This is a genomic window from Nocardia sp. NPDC102475 (assembly GCF_055584605.1).
In genome coordinates, this window is record NZ_JBVJLS010000022.1 from 1 (window position 1) to 14,694 (window position 14,694).

A 14,694-nucleotide genomic window follows, 5' to 3' on the forward strand; every position below is an offset into this window, starting at 1 on the left:
CTACACACCTGCACCACCCGAACCGGCCGCTACTGCCGCCTGACACCAGGCGGTCGCAATGATCTTGAAACGTTGACATCTTCATTGAAAATCGAAGAACACCGTCTCGCGCTCACCTTGGAGGTACACGTCGAAAACATAGCCATCGGGACCGTCGGCGGCGATCAACGTGCCACGACGTTCCGGCGGCACCGCGGCCAGCACCGGATCGATCGTGTGCTGATCGGCGTGCTCGGGGAAGTAGATGCGGGTGACCACGCGATGCAGCAGACCACGGGCGAACACCGAGACGTCGATATGCGGGGCCTGCCCATCACCGAGCGCGCCGGGAACGACGGTGTAGACAGCGAATTCGCCCGTTCGGGTGTCGCTGCGTGCGAATCCGCGGAAGTCTTCGCGGACACCGCGACCATCGTCGGGATGCGCGATATGCCCGTCCGGGTCGGCCTGCCAGATCTCGACCATGGCGTCATCGATCGGCTCGCCGACGGCGTCGAGCACCCGGCCGCGAATCCACACGGCCTCGGGTGTCCCCAGCGGTACGGCGTACGGGCCGTCGTCCCACGTCAGTCCGATGTGCAGGTAGGGGCCGACGGTCTGCGAAGGCGTGGTGGGCAGATTAGTCATCGTCCTCGTCGTCCTCGAAAGGCGTGGCGTCGCGGCCACGCAATACGATGTCGAACTCGAAGGCCAGCGCCCGCTCGGGTTCGCTGCGGTCGAGATCGAAGCGGCTGATCAGCAGTGGGCGAGCGGCCTCGGGCACCGAGTTGAAGATGGGGTCCTGGGCGAACAACGGATCGTCCGGAAAATACATCTGGGTGACCAGTCGCTGGGTGAAGGCGCGCCCGAACAGCGAGAAGTGGATGTGCGCGGGCCGCCAGGCATTGTGGTGGTTGCGCCACGGATAGGCACCGGGCTTGATCGTGGTGAACTCGTAGCGACCCGCGCCGTCGGTGAGGGTGCGCCCGGCGCCGTCGAAGTTGGGATCCAGCGGACAGCCCCACGCGCCCCGGTCGTGCCGGTACCGGCCGCCGGCATTGGCCTGCCAGATCTCGATCAGCGAGTTCGGGATCGGCTTGCCGTCACCGTCGAGCAGTCGGCCGTGCACGATGATGCGCTGTCCGAGCGGTTCCGCGCGGTGCTGCGCGGTCAGGTCGTTATCGGTCTCGGCGAGCCGGTCCGCGCCGAGCACCGGAGCGGTGAGTTCGGTCAGCCGCTGCGGCAGCAGGACCAGCGGCTCTTTCGGATGCCGAAGGGCGGTGGACTTGTAGTCCGGGGAGTCCAGCGGCGGGTGGGTGCCTGCCGGATCCTTTCTATAGCTTTGCAGCGCGTGGGTTTTCATGATGTCGCCTCCAGAACAACGGCCAGCCCCTGACCGACGCCGATACACAATGCGGCTAGTCCCCACCGGCTGCCGCTACGCCGCATTTCGCGGGCGAGTTGGTTGATGACGCGTCCGCCCGAAGCCCCGAGCGGATGGCCGATCGCGATCGCGCCACCGTTGACATTGACGATGCCGGGATCCACCTCCGGCCAATCGGCAAGGCAGGCAAGCGATTGCGCGGCGAAGGCCTCGTTCAATTCGACGACGCCGAGATCGCCCCAGCCGATTCCCGCGCGCCGCAGGGCGATGCGCGCCGCTTCGACCGGACCGATACCGAACACATCCGGATCGACCCCGGCCGCGCCGCGTCCCGCGATCCGCGCCAAGGGTGCGCGGCCGAGCCGATCGGCCAGGGCTTCGTCACCGAGCAGCAGGGCGGAGGCGCCGTCGTTCAGCGGTGAGGCATTTCCGGCGGTGACGGTGCCTTCCGGCCGGAACGACGGTTTCAAGCCCGCCAACCGATCGACGGTCGTTTCCGCCCGCAGCGACTCGTCGCGAGCCAGTTCGGTGCCTGGGACGGCGACGACATGATCGTCGTAGAAGCCGTTGTCCCAGGCCTTGGCGGCGAGCTGATGGCTGCGCGCGGCGAATTCGTCCTGCGCCGCGCGCTCGATTCCGTAACGGCCCGCGAGGATTTCGGTGCTCTCACCCAAGGACACCGTCCACTGCGCGGGCATTGCCGGATTCACCAGCCGCCAGCCCAATGTGGTGGAATGCAGTGTTTCGTTGCCGACGGGAAATCCCTTGGCGGGCTTGGGCATAACCATGGGCGCGCGGCTCATCGATTCGACGCCGCCGACGACAACCGTTGCCGCATCGCCGGTTTCGATCATCCGGGCGGCCTGCATCGCGGCGTCCATACTCGACCCGCACAGCCGGTTCACGGTCGTGCCGGGTACCGAGGTCGGCCAATCCGCCAGCAGCGCTGCCATGCGTGCCACATTGCGATTATCCTCGCCCGCCTGGTTCGCCGCCCCGAAGACGACCTCGTCCACCGTCGCGGGGTCCAGATCGTTGCGCTCCGCGAGCGAACGCAGCGCCGAGGCGGCGAGGTCATCGGGCCGGATGCCGCTCAGCGCACCGCCGTACCTGCCGAACGGGGTGCGAATACCGTCGTAGAGAAATGCGCTGGTCATGAGGCGGCTTTCAGTGCTCGCAGGGTGGTGAGTTCCATGGCGGTCGGTGGCTCGCCGATTTCGAGATCCGGCGCGATCCGCAGTTGCCAGCCGGTGGCATCGCGGACCTGCTCGACGGTCACGCCCGGATGCAGCGCGACGAGGATCAGCTCGCCGGTGTCGTCGGGCCGCATCACCCCGAGGTCGGTGATCACCAGGGTCGGGCCCGCGCCGCGCAGGCCGAGTTCCGCGCGCTCGCCGGCGCCGCGACCGTGCCCGAACGAGGTGATGAAGTCGACTTTGTCGACGAAGGACCGGCGCGACTGGCGCACGACGACGAACACCTCGCCACAGGAGGCGGCGATCTCGGGCGCGCCACCGGCTCCCGGCAGGCGGACCTTCGGATGGTTGTAATCATCGCCGATGACGGTGGTGTTGATATTGCCGTACTTGTCGAGCTGCGCGGCCCCGAGGAACCCGATATCGATCCGCCCCGGCTGCAGCCAGTAATTGAATATCTCCGGCACGCTGATCACGGCGTCGGCGGTCTCGGCCAGCACACCGTCACCGATGGAAGCGGGCAGCCGATCCGGCTTCGAACCCAACGTTCCGGATTCGTAGATGAGGACCAGATCGGGCGCGTGGGTATTGCGTGCGAGATTGGCGGCCGTCGACGGCAACCCGATCCCGACGAAGCACCGTTTACCCGCACCGAGTGCCCTGGCGGCGGCGATTGTCATCATCTCGTCGGCGGTGTATGCCGTTTCCATTGTGGTGGTGCGGGTTTCGGCGATGGTCATACTGTCTCCGTGGTGGCGGTGTACACGTTTTCGTCGAGCCAGCGGGTGAAGTGGTCGCGGTCTCGGCTGATCGCGTCCCAGGTCTTGTAGTAGGCGTTGTCGCGTTCGGAATAGCCCTGGGCGTAAGACGGGTGCGCGCCCCCGGGCACCTCCGCGACGGCGGTCACCGCCCACGCGGGCAGCACGATCGCGCCGGGCACCGGGGTCAGTTCGTCGACGATCTCCTCGACCGTGACCAGGCTGCGGCGCGCGGCGAGCACCGCCTCCTTCTGCACCCCGAGCAGCCCCCACAGCTGCACATTTCCGGCCCGATCGGCGCGCTGGGCGTGGATGACCGTGACATCGGGATTGATCGCCGGAACCGCGGTCAGCTGCTCACCGGTGAACGGGCAGGTGATCGGTTTGATGGTGTCGGTGACCGTCGGCAGATCGGTGCCGACGTATCCGCGCAGCACGGCGAACGGCAATCCGGACGCCCCCGCCACATAGCGATTCGCCATACCGGCGTGGCTGTGTTCCTCGATATCCAACGTCGTGGGCCAGGCATGCTGTACCGCGTCGCGGAACCGATGCAGCGAGCCGGCGCCCGGATTGCCGCCCCAGGAAAAGATCAGCTTGCGTGCGCAACCGGCCCCGATCAGCTGGTCGTAGACGATGTCCGGTGTCATCCGCACCAGCGTCAGATCCCGCTTGCGCTGGCGGATGATCTCTTGCCCGGCGGCCACCGGGATCAGATGTGTGAACCCCTCCAGCGCGACCGTATCGCCGTCGCGGACGAGTTCGCCGACCGCAGCTGCCAAGGAGGTAATCCTGGCCATATCACTCCTCATTCGAAATCGTGGAAACGCGGCCGAGCCGAATCCAGCGGTTCGGCATCGATCCCGATGAGCACCGCGGTACCGCCAGTGTCGAGCCGCAGCTCGGGAACCTGCCGATGGCCGTGGCAGACGGACGGATCCGAACCTCACAGGCCGAAGCCGAGCATGCGCACCTGGACGTCAGCACGCCCGCAGACCGGGTCCGGCAACTCCGCGACCGTGATCCGTTCCGGCGCAACCAAGGGAGCCGCTCTCATAGCCCCTTTGTGCGCAATACGTACATTTGGTTGTTATGCGAACATCGTAAGCCGAATCCGATGGCGACTCAAGTCCCATATATCGATCGATGGCACGGTCGAGGACAACGGCCACCTTCGGCGTCGGCTATGTCGCCCGGCCGCTGGGCGCATTCGTGCTCGGTCACTGGAGTGACCGGCACGGCCGCAAGAACGTGCCATGATCGTGGAGCACGTACCGTTCGGGCGACGCGGATTCTTCGCCGGCTTCGCGCTGCAAGGGGTGCAGGCCGGTCAAATCTATACTGCCGCAGCGTTTTTGCTGATGTCGGCGCTGTCGCCCGATGACGCGTTCCAAACGTGGGATTGGCGAATTCCGTTCCTGCTCAGCGTCATTGTGGTGTTCGCCGGTTATCTGATCCGCGCCGGGCGGACGAAACTCCCGCATTCCAGGCCGAGCGGGCGCGGCAGGAACTCGTCGCCTCGTCCCGCTGTCACGCGAGGACTACTCGCGCCTGCGCGCCGAGGCGATCGCGGCGTAGGAGTGCGCGGTGCGGGTGGATCAGGCGGCGAAGAGGCCGACCAGGGTGCCGCTCGCGATGACGTGGTCCGTGATGGCGGACCGGACCACGTCGGCCGTGGTTTCCTTGGTGAATCCGGGCTTTTGGTCCAGGGCGTAGAGGCGGAAGAAGTACCGGTGCGGCTGGTCGCCGACCGGCGGTCGCGGACCGCTCCAGCCGATTTCACCGAAGTCATTGGGACCTACGACGGCCATGGGCGGCGGCGCGTCCGCCCGGACACTGGTCGCGTTCGGCGCGATGCCGGTCATCAGCCAGTGGGTGAACGGCCCGCCCGGTGCGTCCTCGTCCTCACACAACAGGACGAGCTCTTCGGCGTCGTCGGGGATGCCACTCCATTCGAGCGGCGGGACAGCGTTTCCGCCGTCATAGGAGTAGCGGTCCGGAATCGTCGCGTGGTCGGTGAACGCGGCACTGTGCAGGTCCGCGCGGGCCGGCGTCCGTTGCACGTCGGATCGCTGGCTGGTGGGATTGGCCATAGTTTCCTCCGGTCGATCGATGGTTCGAAAGTTGCCTCGGAATCACAGAGGTTCGCGCTGATCTCGTACTCGCCGAGCAGCGTCAATGTGCGGGTTACCGCCGGACTACTTGTTAAACCGTGGCTAATAGACGGCCTCGTACTTACCGGTCTGATCCGATGACATACCGGCCAGCCGCTGATCGATGCGCGCGAGCGTATCCGAGAGTGATTCGACCGACCGTTCCAGTCGATCCAACCGGTCGGCAGTGCCGTGCCTGGCCGTCTTGGGTGGGGCCGTTTCGGCGGACAACAGGAGCTCGCGCAGTGCGGGTGGCAGTTGTTCGAGGGCGTGCTCCAGCGTGCCCGGCGAGAACCGGTCCCGCAGCGCCGCGCTCAAACAGGTCACCGTAAACGGCACATCGCCGTCGGAGATCGTGGCCTCCGCGGCGAAGAGCTTGACGAATTCGGATTGGTCGTAGCGTTTCGGAACGTCACTCGGACGCCAGCCCTCGTAGTAAATGCCGCGCAACAGCTCCGGGAGCTGCGCGCCGAGATGCGCTGCCGCATCCACCGTCAGACGGTCACGCACCGTATGCAACCACGCGCGGAGCACGCGGTATGCGTAACGGCGATCACTGGTCCCCAGGCACTCCATAACGGTGTCGAGCCAGATTCGCGCTGTCTGTTCGGTGTGGGCGAATGGGTCACCTCCGCGGTTCATTTCGCCTTCCCTTCGGTCTCGTGAATCCACTTCCCAGGGTAGGCCGATCGAACCCGTCATATGTGTCATAACCGCAGCTCACGCCTATCCGGTCGGCCTCCGCGCCAGATCGGGCAGCGCCGTGGCGTGATGACCTTCAGATGACGATTTCATCATTGCTGAAATATCTCGTCAAATCTGGATGTGCACCATTCTGACGGTTTCATCATTTTTCGCTTGACAGAGGGTATGATCGTGACTGATGATTTCATCAACAACGATCGTGGAGGTAACTGTGGCAACCATCGACAAGGGTGTCGACGTCGGGCGAACGGTCCGGGTCGGCGAGCGTGAGATCTTCTTCAGCGAGGCCGGGTCCGGTCCCGCGGTGGTGCTGTTGCACGGTGGCGGACCGGGGGCGACCGGGCTATCGAACTATTCGCGCAATATCGAGGCGTTGGCGCAGCGGTTCCGCGTGATCGTGCCGGATATGCCGGGCTACGGGCGTTCCTCGAAGGTTGTCGATCAGTCCGACCCGTTCGGCGACATCGCGCTCGGGATCGGTGGTCTGCTGGACGAACTCGGCTTGGACTCGGCGCATATGATCGGCAACTCCTTAGGTGGAGCTACGGCGCTGCGGTTGGCGATGGACCGGCCGGAAAAGGTGGGCCGAATGATCCTGATGGGGCCCGGCGGTATCGGCTCCTCGCGCGCGCTGCCGACCAAGGGTCTGCAGGAGCTGTTGAACTACTACCAGGGCAGCGGTCCGAGCCGGGAGAAGATCACCCGGTTCATCCGTGAATACCTGGTGTTCGACGGCGCTGCGGTGTCCGACGACCTGATCGAGCTGCGCTTCCAGGCCAGCATCGACCCGGAGGTGGCGGCGCATCCGCCGCTGCGCCGGCCGTCGATTCCTTTCGGCTTGCGCACATTGTGGCGGATGGATCTCAGCCGGGATTCGCGGCTGCGGGACGTCGCTCATCCCACCTTGGTGATCTGGGGTGCCGCGGACAAGGTCAACCGGCCCGAAGGCGGTCGGTTCCTGGCCGATGCGATGCCGAACTGCGACCTGTATATGGCGGCCAATACCGGGCACTGGGTGCAGTGGGAACGCGCCGAGCTGTTCAACGCGCTGGGCACCGCATTTCTAGAGGTGTAGCCATGCGCGGGTTTCTGCGTCCCAACACCGATGCCTCGGTATTCGGCTCGGTGCACCTGGGATACATTGTGGTGCAATCGAATCGGCTGACCGATTGGCGCCGCTTCGGTGCCGAGGCGATCGGCATGCACGTGGACGAGGTCGACCGTGACGTGCTGCGCTTTCGTCTGGACGATCGCGCCTGTCGGTGCCTCGTCGAGCGTGGTTCGGCCGAGGATGTCACAGCATTGGGCTGGCATATCGACGACCACGATACCTTCGACCGCATCGTCGCCCGGGTGACCGATCGCGGTGTTCCGATCGTCGAGGGCACCCCGGAAGAGGCCGCGCTGCGTGGTGTGGAGCGACTATGGCGCTTCCCCGGCCCGAAAGGCCTTGTCCAGGAAATCTTTACCACCCCGATAACCACACCGGAACCGCTGCGGATGCTCAGTTCCGGATGGGTGACGGGGGAGGCCGGATTGGGTCATGTCGCGATCATTTCGCGCGAACCGGAAGCGATGCTTGGCTACTACCAAACGGTTTTCGACTCCCGACTGAGCGACTACATCGATGAGAACATCTCCGGGCTGAAGATGAAGATCCGGTTCCTGCGGGTCAACGAGCGACACCATTCGATCGCCATCGCCAATTTCCGTGGCATCAAGATCGACCCTATTCGAACCAGCGTGCAGCACGTCAATATTCAATCGGCGACCTTGGACGACATGCTTGCCTCCTTTGAGCGCGTCACCGATCTCGGCTTCCGCATACAGTGGTCGGTCGGGCAGCACACCAACGACCGGGAACTGTCGTACTACTGCATGACTCCGTCCGGCTTCGAACTCGAAATCGGCTGGAACCCGATCGTGATCGGTCCGGAACTCGAATCCACCTGGGAACCGACGACATACCAAGGCATCACCATCTGGGGCCACACCCCGGTCGGGGAGACGGTACTGGACAAATTCGCCCAATTCCGCCAGGCCCTGCGGACCTCCACCAAATCGGAGGTCACCGTTACGCAACTGGCAGAAGGACTTTCACAATGAATACCCCCGACTACGACGTGGTGGTCGTCGGCCTCGGTCCGACCGGCCTGACGCTGGCCAACCTACTGGGACGGCGCGGCGTGCGCGTGCTCGTGCTGGAACGGGAACCGGAGTACTACGGACTCGCGCGTGCGGTCTACACCGATGACGAAGGCATGCGCATCTTCCAAACCGCCGGTGCCGCAGACGAACTCGCGTCCGATATGAATGTGGACTCCACCGTGCAGTGGGTGCGCGGCGATGGCCGGGTGCTGGTGCAGTTCTATCAGATCGACCGTCCGCTGGGGTGGCCGGTGGTCAACTTCCTGTACCAGCCCTACCTCGAGAACACCCTCGAAAGTGCCCTCGGCAGCTATCCGCATGTCACCGTCCGCCGTGGCCGCGAGGTCGTCGATTTCGACCAGGACGAATCCGGAGTGAGCGTCGAACATGCCGAATGCCGGGGTACTGGATATGGCAACCGCCCGCCGGATACCGACCTTCGGACAGGCGAGCGGGTACGCGCGAAATTCCTGGTCGGCTGTGACGGCGGGCGCAGTGTGGTGCGCACGAAACTCGGTATCGATATGAGCGGGACCAGCTTTCCCGAGCGTTGGCTCGTGGTGGACCTGAAGGCCGAGGACGGTATCGATGCCTTCCGGCATCTGCCGTACTTCAACTTCGTCTGCGATCCGGCAATGCCGATCGTGTCCTGCCCCCAACCGAATGGGCATCACCGCTTCGAGTTCATGCTGACCGATTCGCAGACCAAAGAGGAGATGGAAGATCCGGAGACCGTCCGCCGAAACATCGCGCGCTTCGTCGATCCGGACGAGGTCGAAGTGTTGCGCAAGCTGGTCTACACCTTCAATGCCGTGCTTGCCGACCGGTGGCGGGACGGGCGGGTCCTCATTGCCGGTGACGCCGCGCATATGACGCCGCAGTTCGTCGGGCAGGGCATGAACTCCGGGGTGCGCGATGCCGACAACCTGTCGTGGAAGCTCACCGCCGTCCTCGAACAGGGTGCGGACCTGCGGATACTGGACAGCTACCAGTCCGAACGGCGACCGCACGCCAAGGCGATGATCGATTTTTCGGTACTGAACAAGAACATCGTCTCTTTCGACAACAAGCTGGTCGCGGCGGCCCGGGATATCGCACTCACCACCGCGCTCCGGGTGCCCGGGCTGGGCGGCTGGATTCGCGCCGCGAAGATGAAACCGGCACCACGCTTCCGTCGCGGCGCCTACCTGGGTCTACCCCGGCGTGGGCTGCGCGGTGTGGAAGGCACGCTCGCCCCGCAACCGGACGTACGGACCTACGACGGACGGCATCGGCGTTTCGACGATGTGCTCGGCCTCGGATTCGCGGTCGTCGGCAACGGTGTCGATCCGCGTGCTGTGCTCGGCGCCGACGACCTGGCGAGGTTGCGGGCCTGGGGCGCTCGTTTCGTCACCGTGTATCCGCTCGGTGGGCGACCGCAGGGGGAGCCGGGCGATGGTCGGGCCACCGGCGACGACTACGCCGACATCGAAGACCACACCGGCGCCCTGACCCGCTGGTTCGCAAAGGCGTGTGTCGGGACCGGCGGCCTGGTGCTGCTGCGCCCGGACAAGTTCGTCTTCGGGACCGCCGCTGCCCGTCGTGGCGGTGCCTTGATAGCCGAACTCATGCAGCAGCTCACCGGGACGGTTCCGGCACCGCCGCAATCGGATTCGGTCCAGAACCGCCACCTCGAGGAGGCTCGATGACTTCAACCGTGACCGATTCCCCGGCGGTGCGTGCCGCGGCCGAACGGCTTTCCATCGCCACAACGACTGGAACGCCGATCGCCCCGGTGCGTGATCTCATCGGCCCCGATGATGTCGATCTGGCGTATGCGGTGCAGCGCATCGGTATCCAGGAACGCTTGGCCGCCGGTGCCAGGCTGGTCGGACGCAAGATCGGGCTCACCTCACCGGCGGTACAGCGCCAGCTCGGGGTGAATCAGCCCGACTTCGGTGTGCTGTTCGAGGATATGAACGTCACCGAAACCCTTGCGGCGCAACGGCCACCGCTATTGCAGCCGAAGATCGAGGCCGAACTGGCCTTCGTGCTGCGTGCCGACCTCGACGACGAGCAGTTGGATGCGATCAGCGTGCGCGGGGCGGTGGACTACGCGGTGGCCGCATTGGAGATCGTCGACAGTCGCATCGCCGACTGGGATATCAGTTTCGCCGACACCGTGGCCGATAACGCCTCCAGCGGCTGGTTCGTCCTCGGTACCGAGCAGCTTTCCATGGCCGAGTTCGAACCGCGCGAGATCACGATGCATATGGCGATCGATGGCAAAATCGTTTCCGCTGGAACGGGTTCGGCCTGTTTGGGTGATCCGCTCAACGCGCTGGCCTGGCTGGCCCGCACCGCCCGCGACTTCGGTGCGCCACTGCGCGCCGGTGAGATCGTGCTCTCCGGTGCGCTCGGGCCGATGGCCCCTTTGCGCCCGGGTGCCCGCGTTCGGTCCGAACTATTCAGCGGCACAACCACACTCGGTGCCGTCGACTTCACGCTGGAGGAATCATGAGCCGCACTAAGGTCGCCGTCATCGGCTCGGGCAATATCGGTACCGACTTGATGTTCAAGGTGCTCCGGCTGTCGGAAACCCTCGAGATGGCCGCCATGGTCGGTATCGATCCGGACTCCGACGGACTGGCCCGTGCCGACAGGCTGGGCGTGCCCACCACCGCGCGCGGTGTCAGCGGACTGACCGGCATGCCGGGTTTCGACGAGATCGATATCGTTTTCGACGCCACCTCCGCCGGAGCGCACCGCGCCAATGCCACCGCGCTGGAGCCGCACGGGAAACGCCTGATCGACCTGACCCCGGCCGCGATCGGCCCCTTTGTCGTGCCCGCGGTCAACCTGGACCAGCACCTGGACGCCGCCAATGTGAACATGGTGACCTGTGGTGGCCAGGCCACCATTCCGATCGTCGGGGCGATCTCGCGGGTCACCGCTGTGCCCTACGCGGAGATCGTGGCCTCGATCGCATCCAAATCCGCCGGGCCCGGAACCCGCGCCAATATCGACGAGTTCACCGAGACGACTGCGCAGGCGATCGAGGCGGTCGGCGGCGCTACTCGCGGCCGGGCGATCATCATCCTCAATCCGGCCGAGCCGCCGCTGATCATGCGCGACACCGTGCTCGCGCTGATCAACGATCCCGAGTCCGAACACGATGCGGCCGTGCGGGAATCGATTCTGGCGATGGTCGCGGAGGTCGCCGCCTATGTGCCCGGTTACCGGCTCAAACAGGATATTCAGATCACGCCGGTGGCCCCGGACGCGGCACTGCGCACGCTGGTCGGCGATGCCGCTGTGACGCATCAGGTGTCGGTATTCCTCGAAGTCGAAGGCGCGGCGCACTATCTGCCGTCCTACGCCGGAAATCTCGACATCATGACCTCGGCCGCGCTGCGCGTCGCCGAACACCTTGCCGCAGCGTCACTTTCGGCCATGACCACGGAGAATGTGTAATGAATGCAGCATCGCAAAGCGATTCGATGAGGGGTGGTGGCCGGGTGGCGGGTGGGCCCGAAGTCTTCCTGCAAGATGTGACGCTGCGCGACGGCATGCACGCGCTGCGCCACCGCATCACCCCCGACGCTGTTGCCGCCGTGGCCGCGGCCCTGGACGCGGCCGGTGTGGATGCGGTGGAGGTCGCCCACGGCGACGGTCTGCACGGTGGCAGTCTCACCTACGGTCCAGGCAGCCATACGGATTGGGAATGGCTGGAAGCCGCCGCGAACGCGCTGACGAACGCCCGGCTGACCACCCTGTTGCTGCCTGGTATCGGCAGCATCGAGGACCTGCGCCGCGCCTACGACCTCGGTGTGCGTTCGGTGCGGGTGGCCACCCACTGCACCGAGGCCGATATCTCCGCCCAGCACATCTCCTTCGCCCGCGAACTCGGCATGGACGTCTCGGGCTTCCTGATGATGAGCCACATGAACACCCCCGCCGGGCTCGCCGCACAGGCCAAGCTCATGGAAGCCTATGGTGCACAATGTGTTTACGTCACCGACTCGGGCGGGCGACTCACCATGGACGGGGTCCGCAAGCGGGTCCGCGCCTACCGGGCCGTGCTGGACGAGAACACCGAGATCGGTATCCACGCGCATCAGAATCTGTCGCTGTCGGTCGCCAATAGTGTCGTCGCTGTCGAGGAGGGCGTGACCCGCGTCGACGCCTCGCTGGCCGGGCTCGGCGCGGGGGCGGGCAATACACCGATCGAGGCATTCGTCGCGGTCGCCGATCTCGAAGGCTGGAAGCATAGTGCCGACCTGAATCGGCTCACCGATGCCGCCGACGATCTGATCCGACCGCTGATGGAGCGACCGGTGCAGGTGGACCGGGAAACGCTGACCCTCGGCTACGCGGGCGTGTACTCGAGCTTCCTGCGTCACGCCGAAAAGGCCTCCGCTACATACGGAATCGATGTCCGCACGCTATTGACCGAGGCTGGACGCCGTGGCCTGATCGGCGGGCAGGAAGACATGATCGTCGATATCGCACTCGACTTGGCCGCCGTGGCGGAATGACGAAGGACTGTCACGAACACGAAAGGCGAAGCTCTGTGAACGGTCCTCGTGTAGAGGCCCCGCCTGCGGTCAGTCGTCGGCGCGCTCTCGGTAGCGTTGTTGCCGGCACGCTCGGTGCGGCCGCGGTGGCGTCGATGCCGAATGCCCAGGCGGCCCCCGCCCGCGCCCAACAGCCTGCGCCGTCGGGCACCTACCGCATCGACCTGCACGCGCACTTCCTGCCGCCGGATTACCGTGCCGCACTGCTCGATCACGGTCACCTCACGATCGGCGGCTACCCGACGCCGCAATGGTCGCCGGATGCGGCGGTGGCCTTCATGGACTACTACGGCATCCAGGCGCAGGCACTGTCGGTATCGGATCCGGGGGTGTCGTTCCTGGCCGGTAAAGAGGCCAGCGATATGGCTCGCTACTGCAATACATATGCCGCTGGTTTGTTCCGGTCCGATCCCACGCGGTTCGGCGCTTTCGCCGTGCTGCCGATGCCCGATATCGCGGCCTCGATCACCGAGGCGATCTACGCGCTGGACGAACTGCACCTCGACGGTGTGATCCTGCTGTCGGCCTATGACGGTGTCTACCTGGGTGATCCGCGCTTCGAACCGCTGATGATCGCGTTGAACCAGCGCAATGCCTACGTCTTCGTGCATCCGGCCGCCATTCCGGATGCTGCCAAGCCGAAGCTGCCGCTGCCGGACTTCCTGGAGGAGTTCACTTTCGACACCACGCGGGCGGCGACCATGATGATGGTCACCGGAATGACCCAGCGCTATCCCAACATTCGCTTCCAGCTTGCGCACGCGGGCGGCACCGTGCCGTTCCTGTCCTGGCGCATCAGCGTCGCGTCGCAAACGGTGCTGGGCGAGCTGTGGCCGCAAGACCTGCCGAAACCGTCGGTGCTTGATATGAAGAACCAGATCTCGCGGTTCTACTACGACACCGCGCTCAGTGGTTCGCCCGCCGCCATGGCCGGGGTGCTCGCCGTGACGAACCGTGATCACATCGTCTTCGGCTCCGACTGGCCCTTCAGCGCGCTAACGCTCCCGCAGAGCGGTTCGCACGATCCCGCACCCGGGCTCAGCGAGATCTTCGATGCAGATCAGCGCATGCAGGTCGAACACCACAATCCGCTGCGGCAACTGCCGCGACTTGCCGCAGCGGTCAACGGCTGATCACAGCTGGGGCTGCGGCGGCAATTCGCTGGATACCAGCTTCTGTGCCGCGCGCTTGTTCATACCGAACATCCGCAGCACACGCAGGGTCAACTCGTCGATGAGCGCCCCGGCATCGGCCTCGGGCCGGGTGTCCAATAGTTGCAGCAGTCCCAGCAGTGCCCCGCCCGAGGCCATCAGCGCCACATCCGGGTCCATCGGTTCGAACCGGCCCGCCTCCTGGGCGGATATGATGTCGCGGCGCGCTCGTGGGCCCAAGCCCTCGTCGCGCAGCAGCACCGACGTACCGGAATTCAGGATCACCCGCACGCCCTCCGGGATCTGACGCTGCAGCCGCCCGGTCATCCGGAAGCTCACCGCGAATACCTCGGCGGGATCGTCGTACATGGCGACGATCTCGTCGCGCATCTCGCTGTAGATCTGCAGCACCGACCGCACGGCCTCGTCGAACAACTGCTCCTTGGACTGGAAGTGGTTGTAGAACGAGCCGAATCCGACATCGGCGGCATCGGTGATCTCCTGGATGCTGACCGCGGATCGCCCCTCCGACAGGAACTTCCGCGCCGCCCCGATCAGCGCATTGCGCGTCCGCTCGCGCCGCCTGTCGATGCGGTTGCCCACCACACCTGTCACCATGTCCTCTTCCCGTCGTTTCCGTTATCGAAATCGTATCTGATAAAAG

At 65.3% G+C, this 14,694-nt stretch carries 15 protein-coding genes; 7 read left to right on the top strand and 8 right to left on the bottom strand.

The window, feature by feature from the left end; translation table 11 throughout:
• Nucleotides 1-81 precede the first annotated feature (81 nt).
• From pcaG to ACZ60G_RS32485, 7 genes are all read right to left on the bottom strand, one after another.
• Nucleotides 82-627 (bottom strand): protocatechuate 3,4-dioxygenase subunit alpha, encoded by a 546-nt coding sequence (pcaG, locus tag ACZ60G_RS32455; RefSeq protein ID WP_465815032.1) that lies wholly within the window; start codon nt 625-627, stop codon nt 82-84.
• Nucleotides 620-1,342, bottom strand: a complete 723-nt coding sequence (gene pcaH, locus ACZ60G_RS32460) for a protocatechuate 3,4-dioxygenase subunit beta (protein ID WP_465815034.1) — start codon at nt 1,340-1,342, stop codon at nt 620-622. Before pcaH ends, pcaG begins: the two co-directional genes overlap by 8 nt.
• Entirely contained in the window at nt 1,339-2,520 is a 1,182-nt protein-coding gene (locus ACZ60G_RS32465; RefSeq protein WP_465815036.1) for a thiolase family protein, read from the bottom strand. The genes pcaH and ACZ60G_RS32465 overlap by 4 nt, the downstream gene beginning before the upstream one ends.
• Nucleotides 2,517-3,299: a CoA-transferase subunit beta gene (locus ACZ60G_RS32470; protein WP_465815037.1), complete on the bottom strand. Its 783-nt coding sequence runs from the start codon at nt 3,297-3,299 to the stop codon at nt 2,517-2,519. Before ACZ60G_RS32470 ends, ACZ60G_RS32465 begins: the two co-directional genes overlap by 4 nt.
• Nucleotides 3,296-4,117 carry a CoA transferase subunit A gene (locus ACZ60G_RS32475; protein WP_465815039.1) on the bottom strand — a complete coding sequence of 274 codons (822 nt, stop codon included), beginning with the start codon at nt 4,115-4,117 and terminating at the stop codon, nt 3,296-3,298. Before ACZ60G_RS32475 ends, ACZ60G_RS32470 begins: the two co-directional genes overlap by 4 nt.
• 798 nt (nt 4,118-4,915) lie before the next feature.
• Entirely contained in the window at nt 4,916-5,410 is a 495-nt protein-coding gene (locus tag ACZ60G_RS32480; protein ID WP_465815041.1) for a YbhB/YbcL family Raf kinase inhibitor-like protein, read from the bottom strand.
• Nucleotides 5,411-5,533: 123 nt separating this feature from the next.
• The gene (locus ACZ60G_RS32485) at nt 5,534-6,112 is read right to left on the bottom strand and encodes a DUF2267 domain-containing protein (RefSeq protein ID WP_465815043.1); all 579 of its coding nucleotides are present in this window, start codon (nt 6,110-6,112) and stop codon (nt 5,534-5,536) included.
• A 283-nt stretch (nt 6,113-6,395) separates the two neighbouring features.
• Here ACZ60G_RS32485 and ACZ60G_RS32490 point away from each other — a divergent pair, with 283 nt between their 5' ends.
• The 7 genes from ACZ60G_RS32490 (at nt 6,396) to ACZ60G_RS32520 (ending at nt 14,012) form a co-directional block, all read left to right on the top strand.
• On the top strand, nt 6,396-7,250 hold the full coding sequence (locus ACZ60G_RS32490; RefSeq protein ID WP_465815214.1) for an alpha/beta fold hydrolase: 855 nt from the start codon (nt 6,396-6,398) through the stop codon (nt 7,248-7,250).
• A gap of 2 nt (nt 7,251-7,252) precedes the next feature.
• The gene (locus ACZ60G_RS32495) at nt 7,253-8,281 is read left to right on the top strand and encodes a VOC family protein (RefSeq protein ID WP_465815045.1); all 1,029 of its coding nucleotides are present in this window, start codon (nt 7,253-7,255) and stop codon (nt 8,279-8,281) included.
• A complete protein-coding gene (gene mhpA / locus ACZ60G_RS32500) occupies nt 8,278-10,011 on the top strand; it encodes a bifunctional 3-(3-hydroxy-phenyl)propionate/3-hydroxycinnamic acid hydroxylase MhpA (RefSeq protein ID WP_465815047.1) in 1,734 nt (577 codons plus the stop codon). The genes ACZ60G_RS32495 and mhpA overlap by 4 nt, the downstream gene beginning before the upstream one ends.
• On the top strand, nt 10,008-10,823 hold the full coding sequence (locus ACZ60G_RS32505; protein ID WP_465815049.1) for a 2-keto-4-pentenoate hydratase: 816 nt from the start codon (nt 10,008-10,010) through the stop codon (nt 10,821-10,823). Before mhpA ends, ACZ60G_RS32505 begins: the two co-directional genes overlap by 4 nt.
• Nucleotides 10,820-11,776, top strand: a complete 957-nt coding sequence (locus ACZ60G_RS32510) for an acetaldehyde dehydrogenase (acetylating) (protein WP_465815051.1) — start codon at nt 10,820-10,822, stop codon at nt 11,774-11,776. The genes ACZ60G_RS32505 and ACZ60G_RS32510 overlap by 4 nt, the downstream gene beginning before the upstream one ends.
• Before the next feature lie 26 nt (nt 11,777-11,802).
• A complete protein-coding gene (gene dmpG / locus ACZ60G_RS32515) occupies nt 11,803-12,840 on the top strand; it encodes a 4-hydroxy-2-oxovalerate aldolase (protein ID WP_465815215.1) in 1,038 nt (345 codons plus the stop codon).
• Nucleotides 12,841-12,974: 134 nt separating this feature from the next.
• Nucleotides 12,975-14,012 carry an amidohydrolase family protein gene (locus ACZ60G_RS32520; protein WP_465815053.1) on the top strand — a complete coding sequence of 346 codons (1,038 nt, stop codon included), beginning with the start codon at nt 12,975-12,977 and terminating at the stop codon, nt 14,010-14,012.
• Here the strand turns inward: ACZ60G_RS32520 and ACZ60G_RS32525 are convergent, their stop codons facing one another.
• Nucleotides 14,013-14,648 (bottom strand): TetR/AcrR family transcriptional regulator, encoded by a 636-nt coding sequence (locus ACZ60G_RS32525; protein WP_465815055.1) that lies wholly within the window; start codon nt 14,646-14,648, stop codon nt 14,013-14,015.
• Between the last annotated feature and the right edge of the window lie 46 nt (nt 14,649-14,694).

Coding starts and splice junctions, on each gene's coding strand:
- ACZ60G_RS32505 (WP_465815049.1), top strand. CDS start 10,008: ATGACTTCAACCGTGACCGATTCCCCGGCGGTGCGTGCCGCGGCCGAA.
- ACZ60G_RS32465 (WP_465815036.1), bottom strand. CDS start 2,520: ATGACCAGCGCATTTCTCTACGACGGTATTCGCACCCCGTTCGGCAGG.
- ACZ60G_RS32470 (WP_465815037.1), bottom strand. CDS start 3,299: ATGACCATCGCCGAAACCCGCACCACCACAATGGAAACGGCATACACC.
- ACZ60G_RS32525 (WP_465815055.1), bottom strand. CDS start 14,648: ATGGTGACAGGTGTGGTGGGCAACCGCATCGACAGGCGGCGCGAGCGG.
- ACZ60G_RS32510 (WP_465815051.1), top strand. CDS start 10,820: ATGAGCCGCACTAAGGTCGCCGTCATCGGCTCGGGCAATATCGGTACC.
- ACZ60G_RS32485 (WP_465815043.1), bottom strand. CDS start 6,112: ATGAACCGCGGAGGTGACCCATTCGCCCACACCGAACAGACAGCGCGA.
- mhpA (WP_465815047.1), top strand. CDS start 8,278: ATGAATACCCCCGACTACGACGTGGTGGTCGTCGGCCTCGGTCCGACC.
- ACZ60G_RS32475 (WP_465815039.1), bottom strand. CDS start 4,117: ATGGCCAGGATTACCTCCTTGGCAGCTGCGGTCGGCGAACTCGTCCGC.
- pcaG (WP_465815032.1), bottom strand. CDS start 627: ATGACTAATCTGCCCACCACGCCTTCGCAGACCGTCGGCCCCTACCTG.
- ACZ60G_RS32480 (WP_465815041.1), bottom strand. CDS start 5,410: ATGGCCAATCCCACCAGCCAGCGATCCGACGTGCAACGGACGCCGGCC.
- pcaH (WP_465815034.1), bottom strand. CDS start 1,342: ATGAAAACCCACGCGCTGCAAAGCTATAGAAAGGATCCGGCAGGCACC.
- dmpG (WP_465815215.1), top strand. CDS start 11,803: ATGAGGGGTGGTGGCCGGGTGGCGGGTGGGCCCGAAGTCTTCCTGCAA.
- ACZ60G_RS32520 (WP_465815053.1), top strand. CDS start 12,975: ATGCCGAATGCCCAGGCGGCCCCCGCCCGCGCCCAACAGCCTGCGCCG.
- ACZ60G_RS32495 (WP_465815045.1), top strand. CDS start 7,253: ATGCGCGGGTTTCTGCGTCCCAACACCGATGCCTCGGTATTCGGCTCG.